A 16,301-nucleotide genomic window follows, 5' to 3' on the forward strand; every position below is an offset into this window, starting at 1 on the left:
CCAATACCTCATCTGAATAGATGAGATCCAGTTAGTCTTCACAGGCGACGCGAGCGAGGAACCCATGCGGATACGAGCCAGCGAATCAAGGACCGGGCGATGGTCACGCTCGAGGAATTCTCGCGGCTAGTAGCTGGTGTCTATGCGGCGCCGGGAGCTTTACCGCGCTGGCAAGAAGCCTTGCGCGAAATTCACCGCACGCTCGATGGAATAGTCGGCGGGCTGTTGATGACCGACGGTGCGGCGTGGTCTCTCGATAACTCGACCCTTCCCGAAGGAGCCGCCCAAAGCTATGCGCAGTACTACCACCGCCTGGATCGCGTGCTCGCGGCCGTTCATCGCGGGCCGGCCGGTGCGGTGCGGACCGGATCGGAGTTGATGCCCCTGGTTCGGAGGTCAGAGTTCTATGAAGACTGGTTGCGCCCCCTCGACATCGACGACGGGTTATTTGTCAGGCTTACCGACGGACTTCGACCTGCATCTCTAATTATTGCGGCGCCAAGACGGTCTGAGTCGTTTGGTACGCCTGAACGTGTGAAGTTGGTGAGCGGGCTTGTCCCACATTTTCAGCAGGCGCTGTTCACGCAGGAAAAGTTAGCGGCACTGGCGGACAGGGCGGTTGAGCTGGCCGGCGTGCTGGAGATTGTCCGGCACGGAATCGTCATCGTTACAGACGATCACCTGGTGATAAATCTGAATTCGGCCGCCGAACGGATCCTTCGCACCGGCGACGGCCTGCACGTGCGGTCAGGGCGCATCGCCGCGGCAAGTACGCGCGCCGAAGAAGAGCTGCTTTGTGGCCTACGGGATGCCCTTGCCGACGAACGCTTTACAGTTCGCAAGGGCCGGTCGCTCACCTGCTCGCGGCCTTCGGGTAAGCGGCCGTACATCATTCACGTGCTCCCCTCCCCGCGCCGTGATGCCGATGAGCCACTCAGGCACCCAATGGCTTTGGTGTTGATCATTGATCCGGAGGACGAACCTGAACCCGCCGCAGCGCTGTTGCGGCGGCTATATCGCCTCACCGAAGCGGAAGCTGAGGTAGCGCTGCATGTGATGCATGGGGCGGATCCGAAGCAAGTTTCGGAGGAGTTGTCAATCTCATTGACGACGGTTCGCACCCATCTGCAACATGTATTCGACAAGACTGACACCCACCGCCAAGCTGAACTCGTCCGGCTTCTACTCGTGTTAAGCCCATGACAGCAAACAGCAAACTTGCGGTGCGATGCAAGATGGTCAACGCGGTCCGGTACAGCTTTGCCCGGCACTCCTCATGCTTGCATCCGCCAACACCGAAAGTGGCGTCTGCGCATTTCGGTCGGTCAGCTCATCGAGGATCGCGCCTCTCAAGGTCGGGCCCTTCGTTTCCTGAACGGTGACCACGATTGCAGTGGATACTCCTGACAAGATCAAATTCAGGGGGAAGTCATGAGCATGAGGAAGCCATTCCACTGCAGAGTCGTCGCCGTGCTGTCGGTAGCTGCGGTCAGCGTGTGTGCATTCATCGCCCACGCGCCCGCGGCGGGCGCGGACCCCTACACTCCGGTCCAGACGCAGGACAACGCGGAGTTCGCGATCGCGGACGGCTACATCGTGAAGCAGATGGACTGCACCCCTGACCTCTCCCCTGTTTTCGACTCAATCACCTGGAATCCGCCTGGATTCACTCCGGAGGGGGGCTCGGGAATGATCAGCGACGCGAACCCGGCACTCGGCGGTCCATTCGCGGCAAGGTGGGCGGGCGATTACTGGGATATCGAGTACCAGTTCTGCTGAGACGAGCACCTAAATCGACGATTTCGATGCCAATGCCGATCGCGTCACGCACGCCGACTACGGGCGCGGTGTGGCCGGACGCTCGTGCGACTCGTGCTCGATGTCCGCTACCGGTCGCCGGTCCATGATGGATGTTATGGAGTCGACCCGCGTGGATCGGTGGTTGTGGGCAGTCCGGCTGACGAAGACCCGGCCGGACGCCGCCGCAGCGTGTCGGGGTGGGCACGTGCGAGTCAACGATAGGCCGGCGAAGCCGGCGACGACTGTGTCTCCTGGTGACGAGGTGCGCGCCAGGGTGGGTGATACAACCCGGATTGTCGAAGTGGTACGGGTGATCCAGAAGCGGGTCGGTGCGGCCGATGCCGTGACCTGCTACCTCGACCGATCGCCCGCGCCACCTGCGATTTCTCAAGTTCTGGTGGCGCCCCGTGATCGTGGTGCCGGGCGCCCGACCAAACGGGACCGTCGGATTCTGGACAGGTGGCGAGCGCGCCAGGGGTGAACCGCCTCGAGTATCTTGACAGGCGAAAAGTGCTCTACCGCAACATTGCTGGCCACTTCTCCACTACCGCGCGCAATAGCTCGACCTGGCGCGTTGGTGTTATGTACTGCCCGTGCTCGGCATAGCTCAAGCGCTGAAGGCCCCGTGGGTAGCAGATTCCGCACGGATTGATCGATGTTCTGCCTTGGGTCCCAGCACATTTCGATCGAGTGTAAGCGGCGCAATACAGGCCGCCTCACGCATTAACCGCGACATGCGAGCGCGTTGTGATCGGTGGCTACGGTGATTTACGAGCGTCGGGCTTGATGGTCAGCGTGATGCGCTTGCCGTCGCGGATGACATCGATCGGCGCGTCCTGACCGATCTTGAGCTGACGCACGGCGACGGTGAGCCCATCGAGGCTGTCGACCGTGCGATCGCCGAGCTTGACCACGACGTCGTTCTCCTTGATCCCAGCCCGATCGGCGGGCCCCCCAGGGTTCACCTTCTTCACCCGCGCCCCGCCCGATCCTTTGTCGTTCACCGGCTCTGCGGTGACGCCCAGCGTGGCGTGCGCGATCTTGCCGTCGCGGATCAGCGTCTCGACGACGGATTTCATCTCGTTGACCGGGATCGCGAAGCCCAGGCCGCTGGCGCTGTCCGACAGTGACTTGCTAGCGGTGTTGATACCGATCACCTCGGCGTTCATGTTGACCAGCGGGCCGCCAGAGTTACCGTGGTTGATCGAGGCGTCGGTTTGCACGGCATCGATGACAGTTTTCGTGTCGGAGTCCTCCCCCGACAGCGGTACCGCCCGGTGTAGCGCGCTGACGATGCCCTGGGTGTCCGTGCTTCGCAGGCCCAACGGCGCGCCGGCGGCCATCACCTCGTCGCCGACGCGAATCTTGTCGGAGTCGCCGAGCCGGGCAACGGTGAGCTTGTCGACGTTATCGACCTTGAGTACCGCTAAGTCAGTCTCGGGATCCCGTCCGACGAGGTTGGCCGGCGCCTCCTTGCCGTCGTTGAAGATCACGGTCAGCTTGAACTTGCCAGGGCTGGTTGCAGCCTCGGAGATGACGTGGTTGTTGGTGACAATGTATCCGCTGCCGTCGACGACCACCCCTGAGCCCTGTGCGCCTTCCGAATCGCTGATCGCTTGCACTGTCACAACCGAATCAGCCACCACCGCAGCAACTTTCGCCATCCGACCATCGGGCAGCCGGTCGGTGTCCGTGGTATTCAAGACCATCTTGGGGATCGTGAACGCGTCGATGACCTCCGCGGTCTTGCGGCCGACCCAACCACCGACAAGGCCGATTGCTATCGCGATGACCGCGAGCACAATCAATGCGACGCGGGAAACCTTGCCGCCGAACAGGATGTCGCGCACGCCCAGCTTGCTCTGCGCAACCGACGGCGACGCCGCGGCAGGGGCAGTCGGCGGTGCCGCGGCGCTGAGATCACTCAACGCACCTTCGGGCTGACCGGTGACCTCTTCCCGGGAGTCGGCCGCCAGCGCCGGGCCGAACGCTTCCGCCAACACCGGCTGGGGTGCCTGGTTTGTCGGCGTGTATTCGTCTTGATCGCTGCGCTGGTCGGGACCCATGAAGGATCCGTCGACGCCGTCGGGCCGGCCGAAGGCGCGGTGCGTTGACGGATCGACCGGTGGACGCGAGACAGGGCGCGGCGACAAGTCGCCGCCGCTGGGCTGATCCTCGTTGGTCACGGGTGTCTCACTCTTTCCTGGCGCCCGACCTGGCCTGCGCCTGTCACAAACTCGACTGAATATCCACCCTACCGACGACCCCGTAAACCAAGTGCGACGCTGATGGTGCCATCGTCACCACCAGCCTTGGTGAGGTTGGAAAACGGCATTCCGTGGCCGGTAACGTCATGTCAGGCCGCCGTCGGAGAACTGGTCAACTGCGAATGCGGCCGGTCGCCTGGAACCATCCCTCAACGACCGCCAGTGCGAAGATCAGCGTCCAGCACGCGGATCAACTCGCCAATCCGTCCGCCGCCACCCGGTGCCGCCGGAAAGCGTTTGAGCACGCCAACAACGACTGGTGTCGCCCGATGCACCGCTTGCTCAACGAGTTCGGCACCAACGTTCCGATCGTCACCGGCGGCAAGCTCGGCTGCCCTGGCCGCGTAAGCGCCTGCTCCGACGATATGTTTCACCTGTGTGGCCTTGGCCAACGGATGCAGGTAGGCAGCGCCTGCCGCAGACATCGCTGCCCGCGCTGCATCGCGCGCAGCCGGAGAGTCCGCGCGCTTGGCAGCCTCAAGCGCCGCCCAAGCCGTGTCGCGCAGAGTCTTGCCGCGCTCACCGCCTCGAGCGAACTCCTACGCAGCACCAATCGCGTCTCGAGGCCGCGAGTCGTCCGGCTGATCGGCCTCGAATATGTCGAGTACCGCCTCCGCGCACCCCGCTGCAAATGCGGTCACCTCACGGAGAGACTGCTTGCTCAGAGCGATCCCGCTGGGTTGCCTTGCCATGGATTCATCTTCGACCAGTGCGTTAGATTGCACCTCACCGCGGATGTAGAACGTCGTTCGATGATTATCGGCCGTCGGGGTAGTCCTTCCATCAGAGATCCCAACCCTGAGGAGGACCGATGGCAGTTCGCACATCCGCGAAACCGCCTTTAGTAGACCAGCAGACCTGGCGTAGCGCCCTCGATGAGCTGCGGATCAGGGAAAAGGCCGCCACCCGGGAACTCGACGCGATTGCCGCGCAGCGCCGCCGACTTCCCATGGTGGAGATGCCTGACTACACCCTCGTCGGCGAAAACGGCCCAGTCCGGCTGGCCGAGATTTTCAAGGGGCAGTCGCAGCTCATCGTCTACAACCACATGTGGTCAGACGGCGCCGACTGGCAGTGCGGCGGGTGTACCAGCTTCACGTCTCAGTTCACCCGGCTGGAGTTCCTCAGCAACTATGACGCCCGGTTCGTCATCGTTACCAACGGACCAATCGAGGAGGCGCTGGCGTACAAGGCCAAGGTGGGCAACAAGATGGACTGGTACTCATCGTCGGAGAGCTCCTTCGCCGCCGACGTCGACGCGCCGCCAGGCGAAGGATTTGGAGTCAATGTGTTTCTGCGTGATGGCGACACGGTTTACCGGACCTGGCACACCAACGGCCGTGGGGTCGAACAACTCAGCCACACGTTCGCGCTTATAGACACGCTGCCACGGGGGCGCCAAGAGGAGTGGCAGGACTCACCCTATGGGTGGCCCAAGAGGCCGACCTACTCGGGCTGGCTGGACTCCCCCGACATCGCAAGGCTGTACGGGCAGTAACGGCTTCCGATGACCGAGTAGCAGTTCGTTACGGCTGCACTCCCTTGCCGTCATTAGGCCCTAGAACGCTGTCCGAACCAGGTCGTGAGCGCGTCGATAAGCCCGAGGTCGGTTCCTTCTCCAACCCACGCAACATGGCCGTCGGGTCGAATCAACACGGCATCTGGAGCTGCGACCACACCAAGTACCGGAAGCTCCCAAGTACCAACATATTTCACGTCGATCAACTGAACCCGGGCCTCCCACCCGGCGACGTCGAAGCGACCCGGCTCACCGAGGTTGAGCAGCACTGGCCGGGCGCCATGCAGGAGGCTGAATACCCGCAACGGGCCGTCGGCGGTAACCAAGTCGAGGTCTGGCATGCGACGCCCGAGCAACGGGTGTCCCTCACCGAGGTCGTAATGAATGTCCAGACCAGACATCATGCCGGCGAATCGCTTGCGCGGCTCATCCATGCTGAGGAGCTCGGAAATGCTGTCACTCAAAGCCTTTCGGCGGTCGTCTAGGCGACGAAGCGCAACTTGCGCCATCGTGGTGCGCAACACGCGGGCAGCGACGGGGTGGCGCTCGGCATGGTAGGTATCGAGAAGGCTTTCTGGCGATGTCTTGTTGACCACTTGGGCCAGCTTCCATCCCAAATTGACCGCATCCTGCACGCCGGTGTTCAGGCCCTGACCACCCACCGGGTCATGCACATGTGCGGCGTCACCGGCCAGCAGTACCCGTCCGTCGCGGTAGACCGCGGCCTGCCGAGTCATGTCGGTAAATCTGGAAACGTAAGTAGGGCTGTGGACTCCGTAGTCAGTGCCGTACACGGCAATGAGCGCCTCGCCGAGATCGCGCAAGGTCGGTTCGCTGTTAGTTCCGATCTGCTGCTCGGTTACGACGATCCGCACAGTCCCCCCATCCTCCAACCGGCTGAGGCCATGGACGCCGAGGCTGTCGTGGCGGACAACGCCCCAATCCGGCTCCTTTTCCGGCTCGGGCGCCACCTCGACCTCAGCGATCAGGCAGCTTGTGGACGGATCCCACCCGGGGAACTCGATGCCGGCCGCTTTGCGGACGAGACTGCGTCCTCCATCGCACCCGACGAGATACTCAGCTCGCAGTGACGGGCCTGCGGCCAGTTGAACGTCGACGCCCGTGTGGTCTTGGGCGATCCCTGTCACCTCGTGTCCGCGGTAGACGCGTACCGGTAGCTCGTCGACCCAGTCGGCCAGTATGCGTTCAATGTGCTTCTGCCACAGTCCCAGGCTGTACGGATGACGAGTCGGAAAGTCGCTGATATCCAAGGGGCTGCCGGCGAACTGGTTGACCTGCACCGCCCGACCCTGGCTCAGGAATCGCTCGGCGATGCCCCGCTGGTCGAGAACCTCGATGGTGCGTGCGTGCAGACCGCCCGCGCGCGATCCGACGATGTCGCGGCTAGTGCGACGCTCGACAATGGCCACGTCGATCCCCGCCAACGCCAGCTCAGCTCCCAACATCAGCCCTGTCGGGCCTCCTCCAACCACCACCACTGCATGACTGGTCATAGGTTCGACGTTCCCCATTTCGCCCCTCTCATTTTCCGCACGTTGTGCTCGGCCCGCGATTTTGCGGCACGACCCGGGTCTTGCCGCAAGCCCCCGGGTGCCCTATAAATTGAGAGTGGGAAGGGATACGCCCCCTTCCGTTTATCGTCTGCTACGGATGGACACCTCCTCGCGAACCCGCGCGCAGGGACGGAACGAGCCTCGCCCATCGCGAGGGCGAGATTCGAAGGGGGGTTTTGGCGGGTTTCAAATCCTGTTCGCGCACAGGCGATTTCGCCGTACGACGAGTTGACTCGACACGCCATCGACCCGGGCTATGTCATCGCGGTGCATCTCTGCGTTCCCGCCGCACGGACATTCGCCCTCAATCGTGTTGAGTAGGCGTCTTCCTAACATGTTGCAAGGCAAGTCGTTTCGCGGCCGATCTACTTGCCGAACGATTCGCGATGTCGGCGCCGCAAAATCCAGACCGGCGTGAATGCCGCACCGCGGCCGTTGGCTTACGCCTGAGCGAACGGAGCTAGGGCGTCGGCGGGACCGGTGCCGCCGGAGAGTCGTAGTATCCGGGCGGCGGCGGCCCGTTCAACGGGTAGTACCCAGGCGGCAGCGGCGGTCCGCCCTCAGCAGGCCCTTTCAGCGGGGGGCCGTTGGACTCCGGGGCGTTCAGCGATATGTATCCGGGCGGCAGCTGCGGCGCTGGACCGGCTCCGGGCGGCGGTCCGGATGCCTGCTCTGGCAGCGCGGCCGGGTTGCCGTCGCGGACCTCGTGCCAAATATCCCTGAGGCTCCCAAGCGGGCCCGACCCCGATTGACCTGATCCGTAGACGGGGTTCGCGATCTCTGGCACCGGTGGCGGGCCAACGGGTGGAGGAGGAGGCGGACCAACCGGCACATCCGAAGACTCCGCCACGGGCTGGCCGGGAGCCAGGGTGGCCGCACCCGGATCCGATGGCACCGGCGTCGGGTAGGGCACCGCCGGATCCGCTCCGGCCTGACTGGCCATAACCAGTGCACCACCGGCGAGGATCACGCCCGCGACCGCGAACCTCGCGGCACTAGCGAGTGGTATGGCGCGCTGTCGTTCGGTCATATATCCCAGTTGTCCTCTCTGGTGGCGCCCGCGAGAACTCCGTCCAACAAGCAGCGCGGGAGCGCCGGACCCGACTTGCGAGCAAGGCTAGCGCCTCCCCGCTTGCCGCGTCACCTCGTTGACGCCTCCGGCTGTCATCGTTCGACAGCCTCCGTGCGACGGCACCGGCCGGAGGCGCCGCATCCTCCATGCGTCTCTTCGCCTGGAACACGAAGGTAGATCGAGCTCGTTGCCCGCTGACACGGTACGCAGTCGAGTTGACTGCGAGGCCGATATCGCGGAGCGATCATCGCCAGCTGAACTCCTACAGTCGAGTATCGGAGGTTGGCCACTCTCCCCCTGTGGGGAGGGCGCGGGCGGGGTTGATACTCGCAGCGGCAACGCTTGCGGCGGCGTGCACCAGGTGATCCCGTCCGCAGTCTGGGCATAGCGCAGCCGGTACGAGACGGTCAGTCACGCTCGATCTCAAAGCTTGGGTGAACACGACTATCGCGGTGCGGACCGACCGCCGGGTGGCCGCTTGCCGCATCGCAGAACACAACCCATCGCTGGTTCCTCGAAAAGCTCATGGCCACGTTCGATTAACAGGGTGCGGGCTTCACGCTCCGAGGAGCAGCCGACAGGTGAGTGTCGACAAACACCGGGCTGCGTTGACGCGCCACCGCAGCAACAGGAGAAGGCGCGGCGGACAACCGCGCCTTGGCTTTCGGTCGGCGACTCAACCCCTCTGGCGTGGGCAATCATCAAGCACGACAAGATTCATTACCTTCGCGTAATATCTCATAGCAAACATTCTTGACGAACGCTACGTCGAGTAGCGTAGCGGCTCGAACTGCGGTAACCTGGTCATCGCGGTGAACTAATGGTCAGTGAGCTTCGTCTCAGTTAATGGCGCATGGTTTGCCCCGAAGGCATTATCGGGGGAAAGTTGCGTTAGCGTTGATTCGATTCGGAGAGGCTCGTGATGTTCCTACAGATTGCCCGCTCAGCAACGCCGGCGCGGATGGTCGGCGCTAAGGCTGATTCTTCGCCGGAACGGCGGTGGCGGGCGGTTCTGGATCGGCTCGGACAGACTTGGCCGTTCGCCATCTTGGTTGATGACAGCACTTCGTGGATGAATTACTGACCGCACTTCACCTCTGAGACACCCCGGACAACGCGTGCGGTCCAGCGCGTCGGTCGCGATGGACCGGGTTTCCCACCCGATCCGTATTCCTCATCCCCGTGTTGCAAGCATTCGAGTTTGGCCGGCGCGCTAGCGGATAGCCGGTCGAGAGCTTTCATCGCAGTCAGCAGGCAGTTGCCACAGCGAGAGCACATAGCCGGACGGACAGGCAATCGCATTCGGCGTTGTCATCACCGCGTGCCAATGGACGCGCGGACGATCAGATGCCCGTTGTGCCATCAACCTTTCGCGGATCAAGTCGGCATGGCCGCAATGACGCGCGTATTCGGCAATCATGTGGATGTAGATCCACCGCAGGCTCACACGGGCATCACGAAATGGGCTGGTGTCATCGAGCTGGCGAGATTTGCAGTTCCTGCGCGCGTGGGCGATTTCGTCCTGCCAGATCGCGACCGCGGTGCGGTATGTCGCCTGCTCCGACAGTTCGAAACCGCCGTCGTGCCCTGCCCCCGTGGTGATTTGGCTATAGATTGGCGGCGCCTGCTCACCCACGAGGATGCGACGAAACCAGTTCCGTTCGACCTCCGCCAGGTGCTGGACCAGACCGAGCAGTGTCAGCTGCGACGGTGACACCGCTGGGGTCCGCAACTGATGATCGTCGAGGCCTTCGCACTTCAACGCCAACGTGCTGCGGTAGAAGTCCAGCCAGGACTCCAGCGTGGTGCGCTCATCGGCGTCCAGTGGTGGTGTGAGCCGTTCGATTGTCGTCACGGTCGACGATCGTGCCAGCCGCACGATCGAATCTGCCCACAGGTCTAGCTTCTGGACATCTCACTTACTGTCCAGCACCACACGGCATAGGCCGCGGTCATGGCGATACTGTCGACGTCTTTCTCGTCGCCACCAAGGTCCCGTACTTGCTCTGCGACCGCATACCGAATCAGGTCCACAGATGTCATTAGTGGATCGCTCACCGCACTCCCCCACTGCTGCTAATCCGGCAGACGTTCAATGCACGGCCGGTATACAAGCCAGAGCGTCGACGGCAAACAGTACGAAGCAGATGAATCACCGTAGCTCGACCCCTCGCATCTACTGCTTTACCGACGTAACGGACACTACACACCATACCAGGCAAATCAATTAGTGCAGCTAGGCTACTGATCTTGCGTCGGATTCGCTCCCACCCCGGCCCACAGCACGAACTCACAGCGACGGCCCACCTCGCGCCGCATCTGGCTGTGCGCTTCGGCCTGCTAACCTCCCGGGATGGTCGACCCGAGTGACCACCCAATCGTGCTCGTGGATAGCGCTACCGCGACCGCGCTCGCGCAGATACTGCCTGTGCTGCTGCTAACCCTCACGGTCGAGCTTCGGCGAACCCGCCTCCATCGCGAGCTGCGCCGCCTAAGCCTCGGTGTCTTCTTCTTCGCCTTCGGCATCGTCGAGACGATCCTCGTGCTCTCGATCGACGGCGCTCTCTTTCCGTTCCAGTGGTTTGACCTTGCCTCGGCGCTCATCATCTTCAGTCTGCTGGCCATCATCTTCTCGATCTCCCTCGTGGACCCACCGGCCGACCAGCGGTCCGGGCAGGCAACCGCGCACGAAGATCTGCCATAGGTCGCGCACGCTTCAACTCGAAGTCGAAATCAGTCGCGCCGCGGACCGATGCTGCTAGCTTGCGGCCGTGGATCTCTTCTCACATGCGTGGACAGCATTGCGTACAACTGTCGCCGATCTCCGGGACGAAGACTTTGCACAACCGTCAGGCTGTCGCGGCTGGCTCGTGCGAGACCTGGTGTGCCACCTGATCATCGACGCTCAGGATGTCCTGATAACCCTTGTGACGCCCGCCGAAACCGAACCAACCCGCAACGCGGTTACCTACTGGGAGGTAGCCCAAACGCCGCCAAGTGGCGATGACCCGCTCGACGCGCTGATTGTCCGCCTGGCCGCCGCGTACCAAGAGCCGCGGCTGCTCAAATACCACCTCGACGACGTAGGCGCAGCCGCCGGCCGCGCCGCCGAACTCTGCGACCCAGGCATGTGGGTCAGCACGCGCGACGACGTCCTCACCGCGGGTGACTACCTGTCCGCGTACGTCATGGAGTGGACACTGCACCATCTGGACCTGATCGCACACCTCCCAGGCGCGACGGAGCCACCGGCTGAGGGCCTCGCCCGCTCACGCGAGATGCTCGAAAAGATCGCCGGGGCCGTATTTCCCGCGTCGTTCTCCGACAAGGACGCGCTGCTAGTCGGCACCGGACGGCGCGCCCCGACGGACGCAGAGACGGCCGCACTGGGTCAGGTGGCCGCGAAACTTCCCGTCGTCCTCGGATGATCGTCTGACTGCAACCGCGCAGGAGTTGGTCAACCACCCATGCAAGCTGCACTGTCGAAATGGGTCGAAGCGCTACCCTCGGAACTATGCCTTCGATGGGCGAGGTGCGGTTTTGGCATCCGGATGGCGGCTGGGGAGCAATCTACTCCGCCGATACTGCGGGATGAAGGCTGCTGTGTCCCAACGGTTTCCATCTCGGGCGCCCAGGGACGAAGGCCATCCCCGCCGCCGAGGAGCACCCTCCATGCGGAGGGTATCGATTTTCTTGGCTGTAGCCAGTCTTTGCGTTCTGACGGCGTGTAGCTCGTCGGAACGTAGCGATGTCAGCGCGCCACCGACGACAGCGTCACAAGCCACAGCGGCATCGCCGCCGATCACTGCGCCGCCGGCTACACCGAAATACTCGATCATCGGGACGTCGGGCAAACGTTACGACGGCGAACCGACCTACTTCGTATTGATCGACGCGGTCGATTTGAGCAATGACGCCTTCAAGCAGAATGTGAAGTTTGTGCTCCAGGCTGTCGCACATGCGGACGGCAGCCCCAAGTTCTCGGCGCGGATCTTCGATGACGAAACCATTGCCAGAGAGGCATTTTCCGAGGAATCGGCGCCACCGTCGAATCAAAGCCCTGAGGAGACAAAGGCGGCGCAAGAGCGAAGAAGTCAACATCTCGTGGCGATGTACGCCGGTGGCCTGAACACCGGTTTGGGTTATCCATATGACATTGCCTGGTACCCGGCCGCTTTCAACTACAACCCGCCAGTGGGTCAGTACGTGGATTCCGAGGAGTGGAAACCACAGCAATGACGAGACGTCGGCTAGCGGCTAGCAGCTGTCGGGCGGCTGTAGACCGTCGCATCGTCGATGTTGGCGCGCGAGCGGTCCGGCAGCGCGAGGCAACAGGCCACTGTGATGACTGCGGCCACGACGATGTAGACCGAGATCGAGTACGGCGTCCCGGTCTCGTGAAGAAGCCATGTCGCCATAAGCGGAGCCGGTCCGCCCGCGAACACCGACGCCAATTGGTAGCCGAGGCCGGCGCCGCCATAACGCAGGTGCGTCGGGAAACTCTCGCCGATCAGGGCCGCCTGTGGTCCATACATCATCGAGTGCACGACCATCGACAGCACGACCGCGATGAAGATGAGCACTTGCCCGCCGTAGGTCAGCACGGCGAAGTACGGGAACGCGAACAGACCTGCGATGACCGCGCCGGCCAGGTAAACCCGTTTTCTGCCTACTGAATCCGACAGGTGCGAGAAGAACGGGATCGTCGCAAGCTCGACCGTGGCGCCCACCAGGACCGCGGTCAGCACGAACGTTTTGCTGTAGTGGTGGCGCTGCACGACGTAGATCAAGACGAACGTGGTGAACAGGTAGAACGGCATCTGCTCGACGAAGCGTAGGCCCGCAGAGAGCAGGATCTCCCGCCAGTGATGTCGGATCACTTCCGCGACCGGGGTGGTGGCGGTCTTCCCTTGGTCCAGAACCCTGGTAAACATCGGCGTCTCAAGGATCTTCAGCCGGATCACCAGGCCTACGGCGACCAGGATCAGGCTGGCCAGGAAGGGCACCCGCCAACCCCAGGAGTCGAACGCCTCGTCCGACATCGTCGCGGATAGCAGGGTCATCCCGCCGGTGCCCAGCACCAGCCCCACCGGGACGCCGACCTGGGCGAAACTGCCGAGCAGGCCGCGCCTCTTCTGGTCCCCCCATTCCATCGTTAGCAGCACCGAGCCGCTCCACTCGCCGCCAACCGCGAGGCCCTGAAGCACGCGCAGTGTCACGAGCAGCAGCGGCGCGGCGACGCCGATCGCTTCGGTGCCGGGCAGGATACCGATAACGGCGGACGCGAGGCCCATGACCAGCAGCGTGATGATCAGCGTGGTCTTGCGACCGATCCGGTCGCCCCAGTGCCCGAAGATGGCCGCCCCGATTGGCCGTGCCGCGAACCCCACGAAATACGTCGCGAACGACTGCATCGCGCCCGCATACGTGCTGGACGCGGGAAAGAACAGGTGCGGAAAGACTAGCGCCGCGGCCGTGTTGTAGAGGAAGAAGTCGTACCACTCGATCGTCGTGCCGATCGCGCTCGCCAATGCGGCCCGCCGTACCTGTATCCGCTGCGACCCTGGATCGGCTTGTGCTTCGCGGTTCACATCGCTGTCTCCGACGACCATCGTGCCCACCTCCAGTGATCGACTTCACATCTAGTGTGGGCTGCAGCGGCCGTTTTTAAACCGGAAATCACCTGGCGGGCGCCGCCCAGCTGCCGCTGCGGCTGCCACTCCTCGTGCACGCTGTGGCTGCACCGTCATGGACGTCCACTCGGGCCGCCGACGACGGTCACATCCTCCGCCGATGAAATACGTTGGAGTCACGAAGCTTTGAGGCGGATGCGCTCCTCTGCATTGCTGCCGTCTACAGCAACACAGCGTTGTGAAAGACCTCGGAGTCGCCCTACCGGCTCGGCGGTTGAGCGAAGAACAGCTGTCACCGCCGCGGATCGATGAGGTTGCGGAAGCTCGCCGCTCCAGAAACCGACGCTCCTGCGTGTCGCACGCGATCGGCCAGTGTGGCGTCCGATGTCACGACGGTGATCTCCTGAGGTCGATCGTCGGCGCGGACCAGCCGAACGATCTGGTCGTCGGCCGAGTTCGCGGCCGCCTTGGGCGCGTGTGCAATGTCAATCACAGACGATCGAATGGGAGGCCACGGCGGCCGCTCGAACACCACCGTCACCTGGTGGCCTTCAGCCGAAGCCCATCGCTCGAGCCGATCCACGAGCGTGAGCATCGCACCATGACGGTTTGCCCACCAGCCGTCCGGGCGGCTCCCGATCACATTCATAGCGTCGACGATCCACCGCACGAAGCCGACGGTACGGCCAAGGGGCACGCCCTCGAGGCAGCCGACCGAACTTGCGGTCGAAACCACGTGTGATCGAATGCGTGGCGATGCCCAACAGATCAGCGGACGCCCACAGGAGCAGGCTTTGACCCACCCGGCCAACCACGCGCATCCCACTTCGGACACCGAAGACGCGGTCGAGCAGCTACGTGTTTCCTACGACCTGACGCCATACACGTCGAATTCCTTCCCGCCGTCGGCACCGGGACAACTAGCCGCGACTGCTCATTTGTTCGGGTTGGAAACCCCCGCGGTGTCGACTGCCCGCGTGCTCGAAATCGGCTGCGCCGCCGGGGGCAACATGATCCCGTTCGCCGCCGCGCATCCGCAGGCGCACGTCGTGGGCATCGACTTGTCGCCGGTGCAGATCGACGAAGGACGCACGCGGGTGCGGGCCTTGGGGCTTGACAACTTCGATCTGCTGGTGGGCGACATCGCCCGGATGGATCTGGCAGCGTTGGGGCAGTTCGATTTCATCATTGCCCATGGCGTGTACAGCTGGGTGCCGGGCGAGGTGCAGGAAGCGCTGTTGGCCGCCTTCCGGAGACTGCTCGCCCCCGACGGCGTCGCTTACGTCAGCTACAACGTCTATCCGGGGTGGAAAACCAAGGAGGTCGTTCGTGATGCGATGCTGCTCGCCAGCGGTGGCAGCGCGACACCCGAGGAGAAGGTGCGTGAGGCACGCACCATGGCAGATTTCCTGGAGGAGGTCGCGCCGGCCGACAGCGTGCTGGCTGGGGTACTCGCCGAATCCAGGCAGCATGCACTAGGTTTCGCGGATTCCTACCTGTTGCACGACGAACTCGAAACCTTCAACGCCCCATGCTATTTCTACGAGATGCTCGGACGCGCCGGCGCGCATGGCCTCACGTTTCTCGCAGAGGCGAGCCCCAAGACGATGATCCCCGCCAACTTCGGCCCCAAGGTCGCGGATTACCTGACGGAGAAATGCAGGGGCGTCCAGGTCTTGGTGGAGCAGTACCTCGATTTCGCCCTCAACCGCATGTTCCGGGAAACGCTGCTGGTTCATGCCGAGCGTGCACCGCAGATCAACTACAACCCGGATAGCAGCCGCTACAACCGTTTGCACATCGCTGCATGGGTACCTCCTGCCGACGGACAGACTCGCATGGATCACTCACGCCAGGAATATGTCGAGTCCGACGGAGCGACGCTCTTCACAAACGATCCGGGCATCAAGGCTGCTCTTGACGCGCTCAGTGCCCGCTGGCCGTCGACGATGTCACGGCAGGAGCTGGTGGATGCGGTGCACATGCGCCTTGTCTCCGCAGGTTTCACCGCCAGCGCCGACGTTCCACACCACGTCGACAACCTGATGGGTGTGCTAATTCTGCAGGGACAAGCGCATTTCCGGCTTGATCCAGTGCTACCGGAACCGGCTGATGAGCCCTTGCGGCTCGACGAGCGGGCCAGACGCATGGCCGAGCTGACGCGCGGAGAAAGCGAGGCGTCGACCTTCAATCTCTGGCACGAAACGCTCATATTGACGCCGCTGGACCGACACTTGCTGCCGCTGCTGGACGGCACTCGTGATCGAGATGCGCTTGTGGAGGAACTCATGACCATCGTCATTGAGAACCCTGTTTCGATCGAGCGCGACGGCGCACCGGTGTCTGGCGATGCGGAGTTGCGTCACGCCGTAGCCGAACACGTCGACGGAACGCCGCGACGTCTAGCGGAGATGAAGCTGTTGCGGCTTCGGTGAC

At 63.1% G+C, this 16,301-nt stretch carries 14 protein-coding genes and 1 pseudogene; 8 read left to right on the forward strand and 7 right to left on the reverse strand.

Annotated elements, in window-relative coordinates; all coding sequences use genetic code 11:
* Nucleotides 1-99 precede the first annotated feature (99 nt).
* The 3 genes from VJV41_RS08550 to VJV41_RS08560 all read left to right on the forward strand — a co-directional run bounded on the left by VJV41_RS08550 (nt 100) and on the right by VJV41_RS08560 (nt 2,281).
* Nucleotides 100-1,203, forward strand: a complete 1,104-nt coding sequence (locus VJV41_RS08550; RefSeq protein ID WP_325332870.1) for a helix-turn-helix transcriptional regulator — start codon at nt 100-102, stop codon at nt 1,201-1,203.
* Nucleotides 1,204-1,431: 228 nt separating this feature from the next.
* Nucleotides 1,432-1,779 (forward strand): hypothetical protein, encoded by a 348-nt coding sequence (locus VJV41_RS08555; protein WP_325332871.1) that lies wholly within the window; start codon nt 1,432-1,434, stop codon nt 1,777-1,779.
* Nucleotides 1,780-1,915: 136 nt separating this feature from the next.
* Complete coding sequence (locus VJV41_RS08560) at nt 1,916-2,281, forward strand: RNA-binding S4 domain-containing protein (RefSeq protein WP_325332872.1); 366 nt, start codon at nt 1,916-1,918, stop codon at nt 2,279-2,281.
* A 277-nt stretch (nt 2,282-2,558) separates the two neighbouring features.
* Here the strand turns inward: VJV41_RS08560 and VJV41_RS08565 are convergent, their stop codons facing one another.
* A complete protein-coding gene (locus VJV41_RS08565) occupies nt 2,559-3,986 on the reverse strand; it encodes a S1C family serine protease (protein WP_325332873.1) in 1,428 nt (475 codons plus the stop codon).
* Nucleotides 3,987-4,216: 230 nt separating this feature from the next.
* Nucleotides 4,217-4,759, reverse strand: a pseudogene (locus VJV41_RS08570) (putative immunity protein).
* A gap of 119 nt (nt 4,760-4,878) precedes the next feature.
* On the opposite strand from VJV41_RS08570, the gene VJV41_RS08575 reads away from it, so the two are divergent.
* Nucleotides 4,879-5,565: a DUF899 domain-containing protein gene (locus VJV41_RS08575; protein WP_325332874.1), complete on the forward strand. Its 687-nt coding sequence runs from the start codon at nt 4,879-4,881 to the stop codon at nt 5,563-5,565.
* Nucleotides 5,566-5,618: 53 nt separating this feature from the next.
* On the opposite strand, the gene VJV41_RS08580 is transcribed toward VJV41_RS08575, so the two are convergent.
* From VJV41_RS08580 to VJV41_RS08590, 3 genes are all read right to left on the reverse strand, one after another.
* Nucleotides 5,619-7,100 (reverse strand): FAD-dependent monooxygenase, encoded by a 1,482-nt coding sequence (locus VJV41_RS08580; RefSeq protein ID WP_325332875.1) that lies wholly within the window; start codon nt 7,098-7,100, stop codon nt 5,619-5,621.
* Nucleotides 7,101-7,620: 520 nt separating this feature from the next.
* Nucleotides 7,621-8,190 (reverse strand): hypothetical protein, encoded by a 570-nt coding sequence (locus VJV41_RS08585; protein ID WP_325332876.1) that lies wholly within the window; start codon nt 8,188-8,190, stop codon nt 7,621-7,623.
* 1,255 nt (nt 8,191-9,445) lie between these two features.
* Nucleotides 9,446-10,087, reverse strand: a complete 642-nt coding sequence (locus tag VJV41_RS08590; protein ID WP_325332877.1) for a DinB family protein — start codon at nt 10,085-10,087, stop codon at nt 9,446-9,448.
* Nucleotides 10,088-10,585: 498 nt separating this feature from the next.
* Between VJV41_RS08590 and VJV41_RS08595 the strand changes: the two genes are divergently transcribed.
* The 3 genes from VJV41_RS08595 (at nt 10,586) to VJV41_RS08605 (ending at nt 12,471) form a co-directional block, all read left to right on the forward strand.
* Nucleotides 10,586-10,936: a hypothetical protein gene (locus VJV41_RS08595; RefSeq protein WP_325332878.1), complete on the forward strand. Its 351-nt coding sequence runs from the start codon at nt 10,586-10,588 to the stop codon at nt 10,934-10,936.
* Between the two features lie 67 nt (nt 10,937-11,003).
* Complete coding sequence (locus VJV41_RS08600; RefSeq protein WP_325332879.1) at nt 11,004-11,660, forward strand: maleylpyruvate isomerase N-terminal domain-containing protein; 657 nt, start codon at nt 11,004-11,006, stop codon at nt 11,658-11,660.
* Between the two features lie 244 nt (nt 11,661-11,904).
* Entirely contained in the window at nt 11,905-12,471 is a 567-nt protein-coding gene (locus VJV41_RS08605) for a hypothetical protein (RefSeq protein ID WP_325332880.1), read from the forward strand.
* A gap of 11 nt (nt 12,472-12,482) precedes the next feature.
* Here VJV41_RS08605 and VJV41_RS08610 read toward each other — a convergent pair whose 3' ends face one another.
* Complete coding sequence (locus VJV41_RS08610) at nt 12,483-13,844, reverse strand: MFS transporter (protein WP_325332881.1); 1,362 nt, start codon at nt 13,842-13,844, stop codon at nt 12,483-12,485.
* A 313-nt stretch (nt 13,845-14,157) separates the two neighbouring features.
* Nucleotides 14,158-14,535 carry an NYN domain-containing protein gene (locus VJV41_RS08615; protein ID WP_325332882.1) on the reverse strand — a complete coding sequence of 126 codons (378 nt, stop codon included), beginning with the start codon at nt 14,533-14,535 and terminating at the stop codon, nt 14,158-14,160.
* 76 nt (nt 14,536-14,611) lie between these two features.
* On the opposite strand from VJV41_RS08615, the gene VJV41_RS08620 reads away from it, so the two are divergent.
* On the forward strand, nt 14,612-16,300 hold the full coding sequence (locus VJV41_RS08620; protein WP_325332883.1) for a class I SAM-dependent methyltransferase: 1,689 nt from the start codon (nt 14,612-14,614) through the stop codon (nt 16,298-16,300).
* The last annotated feature ends 1 nt before the right edge of the window (nt 16,301 follow it).

The sequence above is a fragment of the Mycobacterium sp. genome (assembly GCF_035274705.1).
GTDB lineage: Bacteria > Actinomycetota > Actinomycetes > Mycobacteriales > Mycobacteriaceae > Mycobacterium.

Excerpts from the sequence above, each read along its gene's own strand:
- VJV41_RS08550 (WP_325332870.1), top strand. The coding sequence starts at position 100 with ATGGTCACGCTCGAGGAATTCTCGCGGCTAGTAGCTGGTGTCTATGCG.
- VJV41_RS08555 (WP_325332871.1), top strand. The coding sequence starts at position 1,432 with ATGAGCATGAGGAAGCCATTCCACTGCAGAGTCGTCGCCGTGCTGTCG.
- VJV41_RS08560 (WP_325332872.1), top strand. The coding sequence starts at position 1,916 with ATGGAGTCGACCCGCGTGGATCGGTGGTTGTGGGCAGTCCGGCTGACG.
- VJV41_RS08575 (WP_325332874.1), top strand. The coding sequence starts at position 4,879 with ATGGCAGTTCGCACATCCGCGAAACCGCCTTTAGTAGACCAGCAGACC.
- VJV41_RS08580 (WP_325332875.1), bottom strand. The coding sequence starts at position 7,100 with ATGACCAGTCATGCAGTGGTGGTGGTTGGAGGAGGCCCGACAGGGCTG.
- VJV41_RS08585 (WP_325332876.1), bottom strand. The coding sequence starts at position 8,190 with ATGACCGAACGACAGCGCGCCATACCACTCGCTAGTGCCGCGAGGTTC.
- VJV41_RS08595 (WP_325332878.1), top strand. The coding sequence starts at position 10,586 with ATGGTCGACCCGAGTGACCACCCAATCGTGCTCGTGGATAGCGCTACC.
- VJV41_RS08605 (WP_325332880.1), top strand. The coding sequence starts at position 11,905 with ATGCGGAGGGTATCGATTTTCTTGGCTGTAGCCAGTCTTTGCGTTCTG.
- VJV41_RS08610 (WP_325332881.1), bottom strand. The coding sequence starts at position 13,844 with ATGGTCGTCGGAGACAGCGATGTGAACCGCGAAGCACAAGCCGATCCA.
- VJV41_RS08620 (WP_325332883.1), top strand. The coding sequence starts at position 14,612 with ATGCGTGGCGATGCCCAACAGATCAGCGGACGCCCACAGGAGCAGGCT.